This window comes from Bombella saccharophila (assembly GCF_026385475.1).
Lineage (GTDB): Bacteria > Pseudomonadota > Alphaproteobacteria > Acetobacterales > Acetobacteraceae > Bombella > Bombella saccharophila.
Window position 1 is genome coordinate 671708 of the sequence record NZ_JANIDW010000001.1, and the last position, 19294, is coordinate 691001.

Here is a 19294-nt window from a genome sequence, read left to right on the forward strand (position 1 = left end):
CACTCACCTCATCCCAGCGTTTATAGGGTGCAATGACACAACATAAGGCGATCACAACCCGCCTCGATATTGTTGGCTTCAAAAGCTTTGCTGATGAGGTCCATCTGGATATCCTCCCCGGCCTAACGGGGATTGTCGGCCCTAATGGCTGCGGCAAATCTAATATTGTCGAAGCCTTACGCTGGACCATGGGGGAAAGCTCCGCCCGCGCCTTACGCGGCGGGGATAGTGATGACCTCATTTTTGCGGGTACAGGCAGTCGCCCTGCGCGTAACCTAGCCCGTGTCACGCTTCATCTTGCCGAGGCTACGGGCCTTGCTCCCGCCCCCTTCCACCAAGCAGGAGAGTTAGAAGTCTCCCGCCAAGCAGAGCGTGGGACAGGTAGCACCTACCGTATTAATAATCGGGTCATGCGCGCGCGGGATGTGCAAACCATCTTTGCCGACCTTTCCTCTGGGGCGCGTAGCTCCTCTATCATCAGCCAAAATCGTGTTAGCCAGCTTATTGCCGCTAAGCCGGAGGAAAGACGCCTCTTATTGGAAGAAGCTGCGGGCATTAGTGGCCTCTATGTACGCCGCCGTGATGCGGAACTTAAACTCCGCCAAGCAGAAGCAAACCTAGAGCGCGCTGAAGAACACCGCCAAAGCCTTGAGCAACAACTCACCACATTAGCTCGCCAGTCAGAAAAAGCACAAACTTACCGCGCTGTTTCAGAGGAAATCCGCCAGCATGAGCGTTCTCTCCTCATCCTCCAACATGCCCGTGCGGAACAGCTTGTCCAAACCCGCCGCACCGCTTTGGACAAAGCGCAAGAGACACTCACTAAGAATGATGCAGCCCTAAAAGAAGCCCAAGAGCAGCTTGCCCAAAAAACACACTCGCTCCAGCAAAAAGAGGATGAACACGCAGCCCTGCGCCCTCGTTTGGAGCAGCATCGCATCCATATTGAGGTCGCCCAGGCCTCTCTCCAGCATCAACGGCAGGCCTCTGAGGACCACGCACGCCAAAAAGCCCAACTTGATGAAGACATAGCCCGCCTTAAAGAGGACCTGCACCGCCTTGACGGCCAGCAAAAAGACGCCCAACAGACATTAGAGGACCTCACCGCTCAGCAACATACGCTCAACGCGCAACACCCAACTATAACAGAGCAAATTGCCACTCTACGCACCCAAGAGACCGAGCAACACACCCAACTTGAGAGCGCATCATCCCAGTATCATACCGGGTTGCTCCAGCAAGAACGGTTACAAAGCCGCCAACAAGCTCTCGCTCGGCAAATCTCAGATGATTGCAACACATTAGACCATCTCAAAGCTGAACTGAAACGCCTTGAAGATGACTGCGCGCAACACACCCCTACGGACGATGCTGCCCAACATGTAGCGGATGCTATAACCGAGGCAAAGCAGCAAGACGAACAAGCCCATGAAGCGGCAGAACATTTCCAAGAGCAACGCCTCATCACAGAGCGTGCCCAACGAGATGTACAGGAAATGCGCGCGCATCTACAGCAGCTTCAGCAGCGGGAGGAGGAGCTTACACAACGCTTCACCAAACAGAAGGCGCGCCTTACAGCAGAGCAAGCACAAGCCAAACACACCCAAGCCGCCTTGCTGGATGACCACGCCAAAGCAGCCCTTCATCAAACCCAACAAACCGCCCAACAAGCCGCCCATAAAGCGACGGAGGTGGAGCAGGCCCTCACACAACGCCGCCAAGAGGCTGAAAAATGCTGGTTAGACGAGCAAGCCGAAACAGAAAAACAACAACAACGCCGCACCTCTTTGCAGCACAATATCACCCGCCTCGCCGAACAACTAAAGGCACAAGCGGCACGCTCTGCTACATTACAAGCCGCTCTTGAGGATGTTCATGCCAAAGCCATCCCTCATCATGCGCTTGAGGAAGCGCAAAAAAACCTCGCATCATTAGAGGCTCAAAGCACAAGCCAACATAACGCGATTGAAGAAACGGAAGCCCAGCTTGCTACACAACAGCACGCTACGCAGAAAGCACAAACGCTCCTCCGTGACATAGATACGGCTTTACTCCGCCATAAAGGCGAATATGAAGGGCTACAGCAAAGCCTTGCAAGCAGCTTAAAAACCATTCCTCACCCTGTGATGGAGCAACTCCACATCCCAGAGGAGCTTATCAATGCTTTGGCCAGTGCCCTAACTGATGGTTTAGAGGCCTCTTTGCCACAAGCTGATGCCCCTCTGGCAGATACCCCACGGCAATGGTGTTTATTACCCGATGATGGGGCTACCCTGCGGCCTGCTCCTGCCATCGCCGCCCTCCCTTGTTTGGCTGCTCTTATTAACGCCCCGGCCCCTCTTAGTCGGGCTCTCCATGCTATCTTTTTGCTTGATACGCCAGAAGATGGCCCAAATTTGCAAACCCAGCTACAACCGGGGCAATCGCTTGTTACAAAAGATGGGGCGTTATGGCGATGGGATGGTTTTATCCGCCAGCCGAACAGCCCTACTGCTGAAATGATTCGCCTTCAGCATGTTCAAAAACTAAAGAAAACAGCCCATCTTATTGAAAAACTGACACAAGATTATAATGCCCAAAAACAGATAACCACACAAAGCGCACATCAATGCGCGGTGCTGGAACATACGCTAAAGGACTTACGCGACAACTATACCACAATGCGTGAGGATTATGCTCAACAACGTCACGCGCTGGAGGGGCTAAAACAACGCCATGCGTTGCATCAAGACCAACTTGCCCTCATCAACCATGAGGTCCAAACCCATGAGGCGCACATTGCACAGATAAAGGCCGAACATCATGCTGCACAGGAGGCTTTAACCGCACTCCCACCCCCAAAAGCTGAACCCTCAGAAGCCGCTCTGACGCTTAAAACACTACAAGCTGAAGAACAAGCCGCCCGCGAGGCGTTAGAACAAGCCCGCGCCCGCGCACAAGAGGCAACCACACACCAACAGCAAGCTCTCTTTCAGGATGACGCACGTCTTACACGCTTAAAGGAAATAGAGCAAAATATCGCCCAGCTTACGCAAGAGCTGGAGGACATCACAGCCCAAAAACACGCTTTAGAAGCAGAACGCGCCAAGAGCGACCTCCCCGCACGCCAAGCTTGTTACGAAGACGCTCATTCCGCCCTTCAACAGGCGCAAAGCACCGCAGAGGCAGCGGCTAAGCATGCTGCAGAAGCACGCCAAAACGCCACGCAGCTAGAGCAGGCTTTGCAGGAAAAGAAACGCTTGCTCACAGGATTGCAAGCGCGCCGCGATGGGTTGGTCCAGCATATTCAATCAAGTGAGGCTACACTCACGACACGTCAGCAGGAAGAACGAACTTGCCAAGCAGAGCAAGCCGCCCTACCGGACCTCTCTGCCCTAAAAGAAACGGTGGATCGCCTCACTGAGCACCTCAACCATACACAAGAGGCCCTCAGACGCGCGCATGGCAAACGCCACGCCCTTACCCAGCAACTTTCCCTTCTCAAAGAACGTGAGGAGCATCTAAACCACACCTATCAGCAAGCAAAAGACCGCCAAAATCAGCTTAATATGCAGCTTCAAGACCTCACAGAGCGTCAGGCTGCCTTACAAAAAACAGCCTCCGCGCAAAAAGATGACGATAGCCTCGCGCGCCATGAGCAACAGCTTCAACGCGATAGTGAAGCCCTTAAACAGCTAGAAGAGCAAGAGCAAACACTCCTAGCCACTCTTGCCCAAGCACGACAGCATCTCCAAGAACAGCAAACCCTGTTAGAGCATCATCAAGACGGGGCACATCGCTATCGTGAAGACACAATCCGCCTTAATGAGCGGCTCGCCCAAGCTCAAGAGGCCCTAGCCCTCCTCCAACATGAGACCCCTTTGCCTGACGATGCCGAAGCCCCAGAGACACTCTCGGCAGACACAGAGCAAGCTTTACGACAAACCCTCAAACGCGCGAACAAGAGACGTGATGAGCTAGGGGCTGTTAATCTCTGCGCTGAGGAGGAATTCCGCACTGCCCAAGAGGAAGCAGAACGAATCACTAAAGAGCATCAAGACCTCTCCACGGCCATTGCCCGGCTGCGCGGTGGAGTTGGGGCTATCAATCGTGAAGGCCGTCAACGTCTTATGGCCGTCTTTACCGATATTAACACCCATTTCCAAACGCTGTTCACCCGGATGTTTAATGGGGGGCAAGCACATTTGCAGATGGTCGGCAGTGATGACCCGCTCGAAGCTGGGTTGGAGATTTTTGCCCAACCACCGGGTAAGAAGCTCTCTACCCTCTCGCTCCTTTCTGGTGGGGAGCAAGCCCTTACGGCCTTATCGCTCATTTTTGCCGCCTTCCATTGCACTCCAGCCCCCATCTGCGTGCTTGATGAGGTCGATGCCCCTTTAGATGATGCTAATGTGGAACGTTTCTGCACCTTATTACGCGATATGACAGAACAAACCAAAACGCGCTTTTTAGTCATTACCCATCACCAACTCACAATGGCTCATATGGACCGGCTCTACGGCATTACAATGCAAGAGCGCGGAGTGAGTCGTCTCCTCTCCGTCAATCTTGATGAAAGTATCCGCATGGTAAATGGTTGACCTTCAGCCATTATCATCAGAGAATTAGCCCCCTTTTTGAGTAGTTGAAGGCTGAGTTACCAAAACCGTGAACGAGCGACCTATTTTCTCTGAACCACGGCTTGCCGAATCGGTTTTATCCCGCATTCGCAAGTATGGGCTGCGCGTTGTCGGAGACGTCCACGGTGACCTCAATGCTTTTCGTCACGCTATCGCAACAAAGCGTTTTATCATTCAACTTGGCGACCTTGTGGACCACGGGCCTGACAGTGCTGGCGTGTTAGAAACAATGCTGGACTTGCTCGAAACAAAAAAAGGCATGTTTGTCCTCGGCAATCATGACCGCAAATTAGGCCGTGCTTTAGAAGGGAGACGTTTAAGGCGCGACCTTCCTTTAGAAAGCACATTACAGCAGATCCACGCCTCCCCTATGGAGGACCTCGCCCAACGTGCTTATTCCGCTGTTTCCGAAGCTCCAGCATGGCAACGCCTTGGCAATTTACTGTTTGTTCATGGGGGATTTCATACAGCTATGCTCTCCGGCCCCCCACCTGCGACAGGCCTTGCTGATATGTCCGCCCCGCTATCACGCGCACTCTTTGGAGAAACTACAAGCCGCCTCCAACCTGATGGCTACCCAGAACGCCGATTAAGTTGGATAAACCGCATACCAGAAGGCATTACAGTTTATGTAGGCCATGATAGACGCTCCCTTGATGGCCGCCCCCTTTACAAAACAGGGCGTCTGGGTGGTAAGGCTGTATTTATGGACCTTGGTGCTGGTAAAGGCGGGCATCTCGCATGGATTGATCTCAATGACCTCTAACGCCACACAACAACTTTCTGTTCTTCGTCAACGCATTGATAATATTGATGCCGCTTTGATTTATATGCTGGCAGAGCGTTTCCGCTGTACTAATGAGGTTGGGCATTTAAAAGCTGCTACGCATCTCCCCGCCTGTGACCCTGCACGAGAGGCAGAACAAATCCAGCGTTTAAAAAAACTTGCTGAAGATGCTGGGTTAGATATGGCCTTCACAAAGGCTTTCTTCACATTCCTTGTGGGGGAAGTGGTCGCAAAACATAAAATCATTGCACGCCAAAATCAGGCTAAATAAGCACGGACGGCCTCTAGCCTGCCATTTTAATATAGGGAAAACCTTTTAATGATATAGGTTTTATCTTATATATTTACTTTTCAAGTTGTTAATTTTTGACTCATATCAAGGGTAGGTCCCTACCAACTGGAGGTAACAACGTGCCGTCACCCTCATACCACAAAACCTCATTAGGATTCGCTGACTGGGTTATTTTTGCCCTTGCAGCTATCATTCTGCTTTTTGGCCTTTATTTCATCATAGGCGGTGTTTGGCTCATTTGGTTGGGTGGGTCATGGTATTACGTCCTATGTGGTATCGTCCTTTTCCTCTCGGGCTTTTATCTGTTCTGCCGTAGGCCCCTTGGGGCATGGCTCTATCTTCTCGCTTGGGCAGCAACAATCCCATGGACAATTTATGAGGTTGGGTTTGATTGGTGGGGATGGCTGCCACGCCTTTTTGGTCCCACTTTATTAGCTATTCCTGTCGTGATTTCCCTGCTTTTCCTTATCCGTAAGCAAAGGGAATATCCTCATGCGTAAACATACTTATGCACTCACCGCACTGCTTACTGGGACAATCCTAGGGGCTTCCTTTTTTGTCTCGCCCTCTCTGGCGCAGATTCCGCCGTCAGTTGAGACACCCGGCCCCGGCAATGCTGATGATTCCTCAGCCGATCCATCTTCCAGCATTTATCACGACCCCGCCCCTAATACCCCTCAAGCACCGGGTGTGAATGCGGCAAATCTGCCCGATATTGATGAGCTTCCCATCGACCAGCTTCCACAAGCTGTCCCGCAGGAAAGTGCCAACCCTAAGCCAGAAGACTGGCCCGCTTATGGCCGAGATGATTCAGCGAGCCGTTATTCACCGCTTACCCAAATCACACCTGCAAATGTTGGCCAGTTAAAACGGGCCTTCGTCTATCATACTGGCAGCCTTCCGCCAAAAGATAAGGCAAATAAATGGGCCGCAGAGACAACCCCCATTAAGGTTGGGGATTCCCTCTATCTCTGCTCCGCTACAAACGACATGATGCGCGTTGATGCCGCAACAGGGCAAGAGAAATGGCATTTCCACTCTCATGAGAGTTATGATGCTATCCCCTACACGGCTGCTTGTAAGGCTGTAACCTATTACACCTCCTCCACCAGTGCGGAAGGCCAGCCCTGCCACAATCGCATCATTGAAGCCACGTTAGATAACCGTCTCATCGCTGTTGATGCTGAAGATGGCAAATTATGCGAAAGCTTCGGCCATGGAGGGCAGGTCAATCTCATGCAGGGGATGGGATGGTCTGTCCCCGGTTTTGTCGCCATGACAAGCCCGCCACCCATTATTAATGGCGTTATTGTCGTCAATCATGAAGTGTTAGATGGCCAACGCCGTTGGGCTCCCTCTGGCGTTATTCGTGGATATGATGCTGAGAGCGGTAAGTTCCTCTGGGCGTGGGATGTCAATAATCCCGATAATCACCATCAGCCTGATAAAGACCATTTCTATAGCCGAGGCACGCCTAATTCTTGGGCCGCAATGACAGGCGATAACGCGCTAGGCCTTGTATATGTCCCTACAGGCAACTCCGCTGCGGATTATTATAGTGCAATGCGCAGCGAGGCGGAAAATAAAGTCTCCTCCGCCGTTGTCGCTCTGGATGTCCGCACAGGTGAGCCGCGCTGGGTCTTCCAAACAGTTCATAAAGATGTGTGGGATTACGATATTGGCTCTCAGCCCACATTATTCGACTACCATGCTGATGATGGCACCATCATCCCTGCCCTCATCATGCCAACCAAACGGGGGCAGACCTTCATCCTAGACCGCCGCACGGGCAAACCTTTGCCAGACTTCCCCGTGGTGGAAAAACCCGCCCCAAGCCCCGGCTTTGTGAAGGATGACCCACGCTCCCCTACACAGCCTTGGTCCATCGGGGTGCCACGTCTTGGTATCCCCAAAATGACAGAGGAAGGAACATGGGGCATTTCTCCGCTGGATCAGCTGGCATGCCGTATCAAGTTCCGTCAGGCGCATTATGTGGGTGAGTTTACGCCGCCTACCATTAAGCAGCCATGGTTGGAATATCCCGGTTATAACGGGGGAAGCGATTGGGGAAGTATTGCCTATAACCCTCAGACAGGCATCTTACTGGCGAATTGGAATAATTTGCCTATGTATGACCAGCTCGTCAGCCGTAAAGTGGCCGATAAGATGGGGCTTATCCCTATCGACTCTCCGCAATATAACCCGTCTGGCGGTGGTGCAGAAGGTAATGGTGCCCAGGCCCAAACACCTTATGGGATTGTCGTAACACCTTATTGGAATAGCTTTACGAAGATTATGTGCAATGCCCCGCCTTATGGCATGGTCACGGCGATTGACCTCAAAGCCCATAAGGTTCTTTGGCAAAAACCATTTGGAACAGCACGCGCTAATGGGCCGTGGGGCCTGCCGACTGGCCTGCCTCTCACCGTTGGTACGCCTAATAACGGTGGCCCTGTGATAACCGCTGGTGGCGTTGCCTTCATCGGTGCCTCTACCGATAATCTGCTCCATGCCATTGATGTAAAAACCGGCAGAACACTTTGGACAGATGTTCTCCCCGGCGGCGGACAAGCGAACGCTATGACCTATGCTGTGAATGGCCGCCAATATGTAGCTATCATGGCTGGGGGGCATCACTTTATGCGTAGCCCCGTCTCTGACGCGCTGGTTGTGTACGCGCTGCCAGAAGAAGGAAAATAAATAACCTTTCGGCGTTTAAGGTCATATCTCATCAATATGGCCTTAAACGCTACGGTGCCTCTGCCTACGCAGAATCAGCCTCGTTTATAGGGAATGACCGCCCCTTAAGCTTCATCTCCCAAAAGGACACCCAAAATGCGTAATTCAGCCCCTTTGCTCGGTCTCCTTCTAGGTGGGACCATCCTTGGTGCTTCTATAGCCTTCGCACAAACTCCCGCGCCGCAAGACACATCCCCAAGTACTGCGCATCAAACTATGCCAAAGGAACTGACGGAATCGAGTCTGTTCCATCCCCCTGCGCCAGACACACCACAAGCACCGGGTGTGAATGCGGCGAATCTGCCCGATATTGATGAGCTTCCCATCGACCAGCTTCCACAAGCTGTCCCGCAGGAAAGTGCCAACCCTAAGCCAGAAGACTGGCCCGCTTATGGCCGAGATGACAAAGCCACGCGCTACTCCCCTCTCGCCCAAATTACGCCTGAGAATGTGGGGAAACTTCAGCGGGTCTTTACCTATCACACAGGCGCACTCATCCCTAAAGGGAAGCTGAATAGATTAGCGCCTGAAACAACCCCCATTAAAATTGGGGATTCCCTCTATCTCTGCTCCGCCTCTAACGACATGATGCGCGTTGACGCCGCAACAGGGCAGGAGAAATGGCATTTTCACTCTCATGAGAGTTATGACGCCATCCCCTTTACCTCAGCCTGTAAGGCCGTGACGTATTTTACCTCCTCAACGACGCCAGAAGGGCAGCCCTGCCATAATCGCATCATTGAAGGCACATTAGATAACCGCCTCATCGCTGTTGATGCTGAAGATGGCAAATTATGCGAGAGCTTCGGCCATGGGGGGCAAGTTAATCTCATGCAAGGGATGGGATGGTCCGTCCCGCGTTTTGTTGGTGTGACAAGCCCATCCCCCATTATTAATGGCGTTGTTGTCGTCAATCATGAAGTGTTAGATGGCCAACGCCGTTGGGCTCCCTCTGGCGTTATTCGTGGATATGATGCTGAGAGCGGTAAGTTCCTCTGGGCGTGGGATGTCAATAATCCCGATAATCACCATCAGCCTGATAAAGACCATTTCTATAGCCGAGGCACGCCTAATTCTTGGGCTGCGATGACAGGTGATAACGCCCTAGGCCTTGTCTATGTCCCTACGGGTAACTCCGCTGCGGATTATTATAGTGCAATGCGCAGCGAGGCGGAAAATAAAGTCTCCTCCGCCGTTGTCGCTCTGGATGTCCGCACAGGTGAGCCGCGCTGGGTCTTCCAAACAGTTCATAAAGATGTGTGGGATTACGATATTGGATCCCAAGCGACCCTTTTCGACTATCATGCTGATGATGGCACCATCATCCCTGCCCTCATCATGCCAACCAAACGGGGGCAGACCTTCATCCTAGACCGCCGCACGGGCAAACCTTTGCCAGACTTCCCCGTGGTGGAAAAACCAGCCCCAAGCCCCGGCTTTGTGAAGGATGACCCGCGCTCCCCTACACAGCCTTGGTCCATTGGGGTGCCACGCTTCGGCTTCCCGAACCTTACCGAAGCCGATATGTGGGGAGCCTCCCCGCTGGACCAGCTGGCATGCCGCATTAAGTTCCGTCAGGCGCATTATGTGGGTGAGTTTACGCCGCCTACCATTAAGCAACCATGGATTGAGGACCCCGGCTATAATGGGGGGAATGATTGGGGCAGCGTTTCTTACAACCCGCAAACGGGCATTCTATTCTCCAACTGGAGCCACATGCCCATGTATGACCAGCTTGTCAGCCGTAAAGAAGCCGATAAGTTGAAGCTCTTCCCCATTGATGTACCAGAATATACACCTCGCCACGGCATCACCGCAGGCAATGCCTCACAAGCTGAAACCCCCTATGGCGCGGTTGTTGGTCCCTTCTGGAACACCTTTACAAGGATGATGTGCAATGCCCCACCTTATGGCATGGTCACTGCGATTGACCTCAAAGCCCATAAGGTTCTTTGGCAAAAACCATTCGGGACAGCGCGCGCCAATGGGCCATGGGGCATACCGACTGGCCTGCCTCTCACCATCGGTACACCTAATAATGGGGGGTCGTTGATGACAGCAGGCGGCCTCGCCTTCATCGGTGCTTCGAGCGATAATCTGCTCCATGCCATTGATGTAAAAACCGGCAAAACACTTTGGACGGATGTTCTCCCGGGTGGGGGGCAAGCGAACCCAATGACCTATGCTGTGAATGGTCGCCAATATGTAGCGATCATGGCTGGCGGGCATCATCTTATGGGTACACCCGTCTCTGACGCGCTTGTTGTGTACGCGCTGCCAGAGGCCAATAAGTAAAATACGCCCAAATAAAAAGCGGAGCTCCGAGGGGGAGTTCCGCTTTTTATGGCCGAAATTGATAAGCTCAGCGCGGGTTAGTAGGGGGACAATTACATCCGCGTGTTGGGGCCTGTGACCGCCTAACGATATGATGGTCGATCCATTCCGAAACTAAAAGCCGCGCCTCCGGCAATGAAGCCTCAGGATGATGAATCCTGTAAAGAGTCGTGCAGGCAGCAAAGATCTTCATCTCATTCTGCCCCATATCATGCAGCTCTTGATAAGCTGTAATTACGGCGCGTTCGCATTTACGACCGATACGACCTGTATCAACTTTCATATCCTATAACCCCTACGATACCCTGTTTCTCCCAAAGGATACCCGCGTGAACAAAGACTTACCCTCTTTATCGCTCTGACCTATAACAGAGTAAAGCATCATTAATAAGAGAATGGGAAAAAAGACATCTTTCCCCTACCCCTATCCCCTTCTAACGGGTAGATGTCTCCAAAGGAACCATTTTTCGAGATTATGGAGAGAATAATGTCCTCAACTGGCACTGCCCCCACTCTGGGGCCTCGTCTCACGCAATGGGACCGCGATGCCGCCCTCACAACAGCGCGCATCCTGCTGGAGATTAAGGCCATTAACTTCCGCCCTAGTGAGCCTTATACCCTCACCTCTGGGTGGAAATCTCCTGTTTATATCGACTGCCGCAAGATTATCTTCTTCCCCCGCGCCCGCACAAAATTGATGGAACTGGCCGTGGAGAAGATTGGCCGTCATATCGGTTATGAGAGCATTGATGCCGTTGTGGGGGGGGAGACAGCCGGGATTCCTTTCTCCGCATGGATTGCCGACCGTTTAATGACACCTATGGCCTATGTTCGCAAAAAACCCAAAGGCTTTGGCCGTAATGCCCAAATTGAGGGCGATGTGCCAGAGGGTATGCGCACTTTGTTGGTCGAAGACCTCACAACCGATGGGGCCTCCAAGATTCGCTTCGCTAACGCACTGCGTAAAGCTGGGGCGATTGTGGACCATACCTTTGTGGTCTTTTTTTACGGCGTCTTCCCCGGTGCGCAAAAAACCTTACAGGATATGGGCATTAGCCTCCATGCGCTTTGCACGTGGTGGGACGTGCTAGAAGCCTGTGCAGATGGACAATATTTCTCCACCGAGGATAGCGCAGAAGTCCGCCGCTTTTTGGAGGACCCTTGCGGTTGGTCCAAAGCACATGGCGGTGTTAGCAGCGCAGAAGAAGCCCTCGCTTTTAAACAAGGCTAAGGCCTACGCCTTATAGGGATTCACTGATGCCGAATACATCACCCCCTCGTATTCTTGTCTTTGATTCCGGCATTGGGGGGCTTGGGGTGGTGCAGGCTCTGCGGAGCCTCGCCCCCTCCCTCACGCTAGATTATCTCGCTGATACAGCGCTTTTTCCCTATGGGGAGCAAGATGATGACTTCTTGCGGGAGCGCATTACCCAGCTTATCTGCCATGCCTGCGCTTTATTACAACCTACTCTGGTCATAATCGCCTGTAATACTGCAAGTACCTTAGCCCTCGCCCCTCTGCGAGAGACACTCACCTTACCTATTGTTGGCTGCGTGCCACCTATCCGCTGGGCTGGACGTGTGTCTAAAACGCGCACTATCGGCCTACTCGCCACCAGCGCAACAGCCCGCCGGCCTTACCTTGCACAATTACATCATGATTATGCAGCAGATTGTAAGCTTATCATCCACGGCTCTCGCCATCTCGCCACTATGGCAGAACGTGCCTTCCGCGGTGAAATTCTAGAGCCTGAATCTGTACAGCATGAATTAGCGGCTCTCTTTGAGCAACCAGACGGCAGCGACATTGATGCTATTGGCCTTGGCTGTACCCATTACACTTTTTTGATGCCATATTTCCAGCGTCTTGGTCCCCCCGGTATGATGTGGTTGGACCCCGCCCCCGCTGTCGCCCAACAAGCCCTACGGCGGTTAAGTGATGTTACTGAAGGCCCCTTAACAGCCGTGCCCTCTACTCCACCGGATCGCTTCTTCCTTACCGCTCCACCACCTCACGGGGCAGACCTCGCTCAGCATATTGCCTGGTTAGGCTTTACAAATGGATGGCAACTTCTCCCCTAACGAGCCCGCTCTACAGTATAAAGAACCGTCTCCCTCAATAAGGCTTTAAGGGGAGTTTCGGGGAAGTCCGCCAAAGCCTCTACCGCTTGCTGAGCATAGATGCGTGCGCGCTCAATCGTAGCGCTGATAGCCTTTGTCCGCGCGATGACCTCCAAAGCATGAGGCAGGTCGGCCTCTGTTTGCTCTGTATCCTCAATCACACGCTTCCAAAACTGCTTCTCATCTTCCGTTCCACGCTCATACGCTACAAGAACAGGTAGAGTAATTTTCCCCTCGCGGAAGTCATCCCCCACTGTTTTGCCCAATATTTGTTGGTCTGCCGCATAATCCAACGCGTCATCCACAAGCTGGAAGGCCATGCCCAGATTTGTACCGTACTGCTCCAAAGCCAACTCAGCCTTACGGTCTTTCTGCGCCACAACAGCCCCAACACGGCAAGCTGCGGCAAAAAGAGCAGCGGTTTTGCCGTGAATCACCTCTAAATAACGCTCAATGGAGGTCGAAAGATCATTCTGCGTGGACATTTGCAGCACTTCGCCCTCCGCAATCGTTGCCGAGGCTGCAGAAAGGATAGCCATAACCTCCAATGAGCCATCGGCCGTCATAAGCTGGAAGGAACGCGCAAATAGGAAGTCCCCCACCAGCACAGAGGCCTTATTCCCAAATAAGGCATTGGCTGAGGCCATACCCCGCCGCAAGGTACTTTCATCCACCACATCATCATGCAAGAGGGTCGCTGTATGGATAAATTCCACACAAGCAGCCAAACCTATATGACGGGTTTCACCCGGCCTCTCACCATAGCCACATAGCCGAGCAGAAGCCAAAGTAAGCAACGGGCGCAACCGCTTCCCCCCCGCTGCAACCAAATGCGCCCCAAGCTGCGGAATTAAGGGAACAGAGCTTTGCATCCTATCAATGATGGCCTGATTACAAGCCACCATATCATCAGCGAGATAGGCGGAAAGAGCCTTCAGGGCATCCTCCCCTTTGACCTCTTTCTTCATAGCCTCACCGCTAGATGCACTCGAAGACCCTGATGAGGAAGACACCAAAACGCAAAACTCCAGTTCTATCCGCTTAATTCATATATAACTATGCAAAACGGATAGGGCTAGAAAGCTGTTCCCCCTTTATCGCAACAACATGCAACATAAAGCAAACAGCTATTCTCCCCGATTAACATTTGCACACCATATGAGCGGCTAGAGAGATATGGTCAAGACACGTTTTGCCCATCAGCCACTCATATAACACAACGTTTATGGCTTTTTGCTCAATCAAACACACCACTTTCAAACGCATCCTCCCATGTCCCTTGGGTAGAGGCGCGTGAATATTCCGTCGCACGATTTTCAAAGAAGTTCGTATGCTCCACCGCATTGAGCATATCATCAACCCAAGGGAGCGGATTTTCCTCAATGCCATAAATAGGGTCTAACCCAAGCTGGGTTAGCCTACGGTCGGCAATAAAGCGAATATAACGCTCCACTTCCTGAGCTGAGAGGCCCTCTACAGGCCCCATCTCAAAAGCAAGCTCAATAAACGCATCTTCGTGAGAGACTGTCTGACGACAAATCTCTACCAACTCGGCGCGGAAATCCTCTGTCCAAATCTCTGGGTTTTCCCGCACGAACGTACGGAACAGGCGAATCATAGAAAGGCAATGCAGTGTTTCATCACGCACAGACCATGAAACGATCTGCCCCATCCCTTTCAACTTATTAAAGCGCGGGAAGTTCAGCAAAATAGCAAAGGATGCAAAAAGCTGAAGCCCTTCCATAAAGGCCCCAAAAGCAGCCATTGTTTTGGCGATCTCGCGCTTACTATTAATATTGAAGGATTGCATGTAATCATACTTATCCTTCATCTCTTTATATTTCAGAAAAGCGGAATATTCCGTCTCTGGCATCCCGATTGTATCTAACAAATGGGAATAAGCAGCAATGTGAATCGTCTCAATATTCGAAAAACATGAGAGCATCATCAGCACTTCGGTCGGTTTAAAGACCTGGCTGTAATACTTCATGTAAGCAGAGTTCACCTCTACATCCGCTTGCGTAAAGAAGCGAAAAATCTGCGTCACAAGGTTCTGCTCTGCTTCGGAGAGTTTGCGGTGCCAGTCTTTTACATCCTCAGCGAGGGGGACCTCCTCTGGCAACCAATGCAAACGCTGTTGTGTCAACCAAGCATCATAAGCCCACGGATAACGGAAGGGCTTATAAACCGGATTCTCCACAAGCAGATTCGCCTGCGCGGCAGATTCTGGGGCTTCTGGTAACGGAGTTGCTTCTGTCATATCTGAGACCTTCTATCCTAACGCGCTGCTGCTCTTATTGGCAGGAGAGACATTCCTCATAGCTCCCCGCCCCACTTTCTGCATGGCGCGGTGTGGCTTGAGGGAGGTGATCATCATCACCCTCCATGATATCGCGTTTCACCGCCATATTGGAAACAGTATCAGCCCGTTGGATGGATAAAGAGCGGCAGTAATAAAGAGATTTTACACCTTTTTTCCACGCTTCGTAATGAATACGCACAAGGTCGCGCTTATGCACATCTGCCGGCAAGAAAAGATTAACCGATTGCGACTGACAGATGAACGGCGCGCGATCAGCCGCATGCTCAATCACCCAACGCTGGTCAATCTCAAAGGCTGTCTTAAAGACATCTTTTTCATCCTGAGAGAGGAAGTCCAAATGTTGGACAGAGCCCTTACTCAACGTGATGGAAGACCAGACCTCATCCGTATCCTGCCCATATTTCTGCAACAGCGTAGCGAGATGGCGATTCCGTACCGTAAAGGAGCCGGAGAGCGTTTTTTGCAAAAAGACATTCGCACTAATTGGGTCAATCCCGGGGCTGGCATTCCCCGCAATGATGGAGATAGACGCTGTCGGCGCAACAGCCATCTTATGAGAGAACCGTTCTTGAATCCCATAATCTGCCGCATCGGGGCATGGGCCACGCGTTTTTGCAAGAGCACGCGATGCTGCCGCTGTTTGCTCGGCAATGTGCTGGAAGAACTTCTTATTCCACACCTTGGCCATCACGCTGCCAAAAGGAATCATCTTCGACTGCAAGAAGGAATGAAAGCCCATAACCCCCAAGCCGACCGAACGCTCCCGCATGGCGGCATAACGTGCATGCTCCATATCGTTAGGGGCATTATCGATAAAATCCTGAAGGACATTATCTAAAAAGAGCATCACATCTTCAATAAAGCGCGGCTCATCTTTCCACTCATCCCAATATTCGAGATTTAAAGAGGAGAGGCAGCACACCGCTGTGCGTGTCTTGCCGTGATGGTCTATCCCTGTTGGCAGGGTAATCTCCGCACAAAGGTTAGAGGTTTTAACCTCCAACCCCGCAAGACGATGATGCTCTGGCCGTGCGCGATTCACCGTGTCGGAAAAGACGATATAAGGCTCGCCCTGCTCCATCCGCGCCGTAAGCAGACGAATCCATAACGCACGCGCTGAGACCTTCCGAATCACACTATGATCCTTCGGGGAGATCAGAGCCCATTCCTCATCACCCGCAACAGCGCGCATGAAGTCATCTGTAAGCAAAACACCATGATGGAGATTTAGAGCCTTACGATTCGGGTCCCCCCCCGTGGGGCGGCGCATCTCGATAAACTCCTCAATCTCAGGGTGCCAAACCGGCAGATAAACAGCGGCGGACCCACGGCGTAAACTCCCCTGACTAATGGCGAGTGTTAAACTATCCATCACCCGGATAAAGGGGATCACCCCAGAGGTCTTCCCATTACGGCCGATATTCTCCCCAATGGAGCGCAAATTGCCCCAATAAGAGCCAATCCCGCCGCCCTTTGCCGCAAGCCAGACATTCTCATTCCAGAGCCCGACAATCCCTTCTAGGCTATCCTCAGACTCATTAAGGAAGCAAGAAATTGGCAGCCCACGATTCGTCCCCCCATTGGAGAGAATAGGTGTTGCGGGCATAAACCAATGGCGCGACATATAATCATAAATACGCTGCGCGTGCCCCTCATCCGCCCCATAACGCGAGGCAACACGGGCAAATAACCCTTGGTAAGTCTCACCTTCTAACAGATAGCGGTCATCTAAAGTGGCACGGCCAAACGCCGTCAGCCGTTCATCCCGCTCTGAATTTATATAAACGGGATGACGCCCTGGTAATTGCACTCTCTCTGCAAAGAGTTCGGGCTCTGCCGTCTTACCCGATGGCCGGGCGGCTGTCCGCACGTCAGGCATTGTCATGAATCGAGCCCCTTCATCCAAGTTCACTTTTAACGATTTTGGTCCCCCCATCTCCCACGCATGGGGACGAAATTTCAAGTCCTGTTTTTATAAAAATAAGCGTGAGTTGCGGATATATAGGAGCAACGCTAGGGAAAGAGACACTATATCTTGTGTTGCATTAATCTCTTTGTAGTCTCCTAGACGCGGCGAATCACAACCACCCACATTGAGCGTGATTCCGCAAAAGCTGGTCAGCAAGAATGCACGCCACCATCGCCTCTGCCACTGGTACAGCCCGAATCCCAATACAAGGGTCATGCCTCCCCTTCGTCATCACATCCACAGCCTCGCCAGCACGATTGATGCTTGGGACAGGGATGAGGATGGAGCTGGTCGGTTTAATGGCCATGCGCGCAACAATAGGTTGTCCTGTTGAGATTCCTCCCAGAATCCCACCTGCATGATTGCTCAAAAACACGGGCTCTAAGGGCGATTCCGAAGGGCGAATGGGATCGGCATTCTCATGCCCATGCAGAGCCGCAACAGCCATGCCATCACCAATCTCGACCGCTTTAATGCCGTTAATCCCCATCAAGCCGCCCGCAAGTTCAGCATCTAGCTTGCCATAAACGGGTGCCCCCAAACCGGCGGGCACCCCTTCTGCCACAACTTCAAGAGTCGCCCCGATGGATGAACCGGATTTTCTCACAGCCTCTAGCTGCTCGCTCCATTGCGGAACAATCGCTGCATCGGGGGAGAAGAAGGGATTGCGTTCCACCTCATCCCATGCCCAGCGCGTATGATCCACCTTTTGATGGCCAATCGCCGTTAATGCCCCACGGATGACGAGCTGCGGCCCCACAAGCTCCCGCAAGATCACGCGCGCCACAGCCCCCGCCGCCACCCGCATAGCCGTCTCGCGCGCGGAGGACCGCCCACCACCACGGTAATCGCGTATGCCGTATTTAAGGTCATACGCAATATCTGCATGGCCGGGACGATATTGCTGAGCAATTTCCCCATAATCCTTGGAGCGTTGATCCGTATTCTCAATCATCAGAGAGATGGGCGTTCCCGTCGTCTGCCCTTCAAACACACCGGAGAGAATACGCACTTGGTCAGCCTCGCGCCGTTGTGTCGTATAGCGCGACTGGCCGGGTCGCCTTTTATCCAACCAAGGCTGAATATCCTCCTCCGACAGCTTAAGGCGCGGGGGACAGCCATCAATCACACAGCCAATCGCTGGCCCGTGGCTTTCCCCCCATGTTGTCACACGCAACAAACGCCCAAAGCTGTTCTCTGACATAGCTATTAATCCTCTGAGGATAGGGTCATATCTGGAGCTTCTGGGTTCTTCATGCCGATAATGTTATAGCCGCAATCCACATGGTGAATCTCGCCGGTTACACCAGCGGAGAGGTCGGAGAGAAAATACAACCCAGAGCCACCAACATCCTTCAGCGATACATTCCGCTCCAGCGGAGCATTAATTTGATTCCAACGCAGAATATAGCGGAAATCCCCAATCCCATTAGCCGCTAATGTCATAATTGGACCGGCGGAAATCCCATTCACACGGATATTATCGCGGCCTAAATCCACCGCCATATACCGCACAGAGGCCTCCAGAGCGGCTTTGGCAACACCCATCACGTTATAATGCGGCATTACACGCTCTGCACCGAGATAAGTCAGCGTCAATAAAGAGCCACCCTCATTCATCATCGCTGCGGCACGCCGCGCTACAGCAGTAAAGGAGAAGCAGGAAATATCTAAAGCCTGAAGGAACGCCTCACGCGGCGTATCAACATAACGCCCGCGTAGATATTGTTTATCGGCCCAACCAATAGCATGGACGACAAAGTCAATCTTGCCCCACTTCTTCTCAATCTCATCAAAGGTGGCATTAATGGCGGCATCATCACTCACATCGCACGGCAGCACCATATCCGAGCCGACGCTCTCCGCTAAAGGCCGTACACGCTTCCCTAGCGCTTCGCCTTGGTAGGTAAAAGCAATCTCAGCCCCTTGGTCTGCACAAGATTTTGCAATGGCCCAAGCGATGGAATTCTTATTGGCCACACCCATCACAACGCCACGTTTGCCAGCCATAAGTGTCCCTTTGGCTGTTGCATTAAGCGCATGAGCTTCTGTATCCGACATGGTCGCCCCCTTGAGGATGGTCTAACATTTGTAATAAATTGGGCCATCT

General features: G+C 52.3%; 14 protein-coding genes. 8 read left to right on the top strand and 6 right to left on the bottom strand.

Going from position 1 to position 19294, the window contains the following annotated elements:
* Positions 1-32: 32 nt before the first annotated feature.
* The 6 genes from NQF64_RS02990 to NQF64_RS03015 all read left to right on the top strand — a co-directional run bounded on the left by NQF64_RS02990 (position 33) and on the right by NQF64_RS03015 (position 10732).
* A complete protein-coding gene (locus NQF64_RS02990; RefSeq protein WP_266106411.1) occupies positions 33-4580 on the top strand; it encodes a coiled-coil domain-containing protein in 4548 nt (1515 codons plus the stop codon).
* Between the two features lie 82 nt (positions 4581-4662).
* Positions 4663-5385, top strand: a complete 723-nt coding sequence (locus NQF64_RS02995; RefSeq protein WP_099027390.1) for a metallophosphoesterase — start codon at positions 4663-4665, stop codon at positions 5383-5385.
* A complete protein-coding gene (locus tag NQF64_RS03000) occupies positions 5375-5677 on the top strand; it encodes a chorismate mutase (RefSeq protein ID WP_099027274.1) in 303 nt (100 codons plus the stop codon). Before NQF64_RS02995 ends, NQF64_RS03000 begins: the two co-directional genes overlap by 11 nt.
* 140 nt (positions 5678-5817) lie before the next feature.
* Entirely contained in the window at positions 5818-6198 is a 381-nt protein-coding gene (locus NQF64_RS03005) for a glycerol dehydrogenase (protein ID WP_266106412.1), read from the top strand.
* Positions 6191-8398: a pyrroloquinoline quinone-dependent dehydrogenase gene (locus NQF64_RS03010; RefSeq protein WP_266106413.1), complete on the top strand. Its 2208-nt coding sequence runs from the start codon at positions 6191-6193 to the stop codon at positions 8396-8398. The genes NQF64_RS03005 and NQF64_RS03010 overlap by 8 nt, the downstream gene beginning before the upstream one ends.
* Positions 8399-8533: 135 nt before the next feature.
* Positions 8534-10732: a pyrroloquinoline quinone-dependent dehydrogenase gene (locus NQF64_RS03015; protein ID WP_407651787.1), complete on the top strand. Its 2199-nt coding sequence runs from the start codon at positions 8534-8536 to the stop codon at positions 10730-10732.
* 67 nt (positions 10733-10799) lie between these two features.
* On the opposite strand, the gene NQF64_RS03020 is transcribed toward NQF64_RS03015, so the two are convergent.
* On the bottom strand, positions 10800-11054 hold the full coding sequence (locus NQF64_RS03020) for a hypothetical protein (protein WP_266106414.1): 255 nt from the start codon (positions 11052-11054) through the stop codon (positions 10800-10802).
* Positions 11055-11246: 192 nt separating this feature from the next.
* Between NQF64_RS03020 and NQF64_RS03025 the strand changes: the two genes are divergently transcribed.
* Both NQF64_RS03025 and NQF64_RS03030 read left to right on the top strand, forming a co-directional pair.
* On the top strand, positions 11247-12002 hold the full coding sequence (locus NQF64_RS03025; RefSeq protein ID WP_099027253.1) for an orotate phosphoribosyltransferase: 756 nt from the start codon (positions 11247-11249) through the stop codon (positions 12000-12002).
* 26 nt (positions 12003-12028) lie between these two features.
* Positions 12029-12853, top strand: a complete 825-nt coding sequence (locus tag NQF64_RS03030; RefSeq protein ID WP_266106415.1) for a glutamate racemase — start codon at positions 12029-12031, stop codon at positions 12851-12853.
* Here NQF64_RS03030 and NQF64_RS03035 read toward each other — a convergent pair.
* The 5 genes from NQF64_RS03035 to fabI form a co-directional block, all read right to left on the bottom strand.
* Positions 12850-13860 carry a polyprenyl synthetase family protein gene (locus NQF64_RS03035; protein ID WP_099027076.1) on the bottom strand — a complete coding sequence of 337 codons (1011 nt, stop codon included), beginning with the start codon at positions 13858-13860 and terminating at the stop codon, positions 12850-12852. The two genes, NQF64_RS03030 and NQF64_RS03035, sit on opposite strands and share 4 nt — an antisense overlap.
* Before the next feature lie 269 nt (positions 13861-14129).
* Positions 14130-15152 (bottom strand): ribonucleotide-diphosphate reductase subunit beta, encoded by a 1023-nt coding sequence (locus NQF64_RS03040; RefSeq protein ID WP_099027077.1) that lies wholly within the window; start codon positions 15150-15152, stop codon positions 14130-14132.
* A gap of 34 nt (positions 15153-15186) precedes the next feature.
* Entirely contained in the window at positions 15187-17100 is a 1914-nt protein-coding gene (locus tag NQF64_RS03045) for a ribonucleoside-diphosphate reductase subunit alpha (protein ID WP_266106416.1), read from the bottom strand.
* 193 nt (positions 17101-17293) lie between these two features.
* Positions 17294-18388 (bottom strand): chorismate synthase, encoded by a 1095-nt coding sequence (gene aroC / locus NQF64_RS03050; protein ID WP_099027079.1) that lies wholly within the window; start codon positions 18386-18388, stop codon positions 17294-17296.
* Between the two features lie 5 nt (positions 18389-18393).
* A complete protein-coding gene (gene fabI, locus NQF64_RS03055; protein ID WP_099027080.1) occupies positions 18394-19245 on the bottom strand; it encodes an enoyl-ACP reductase FabI in 852 nt (283 codons plus the stop codon).
* Positions 19246-19294 lie beyond the last annotated feature (49 nt).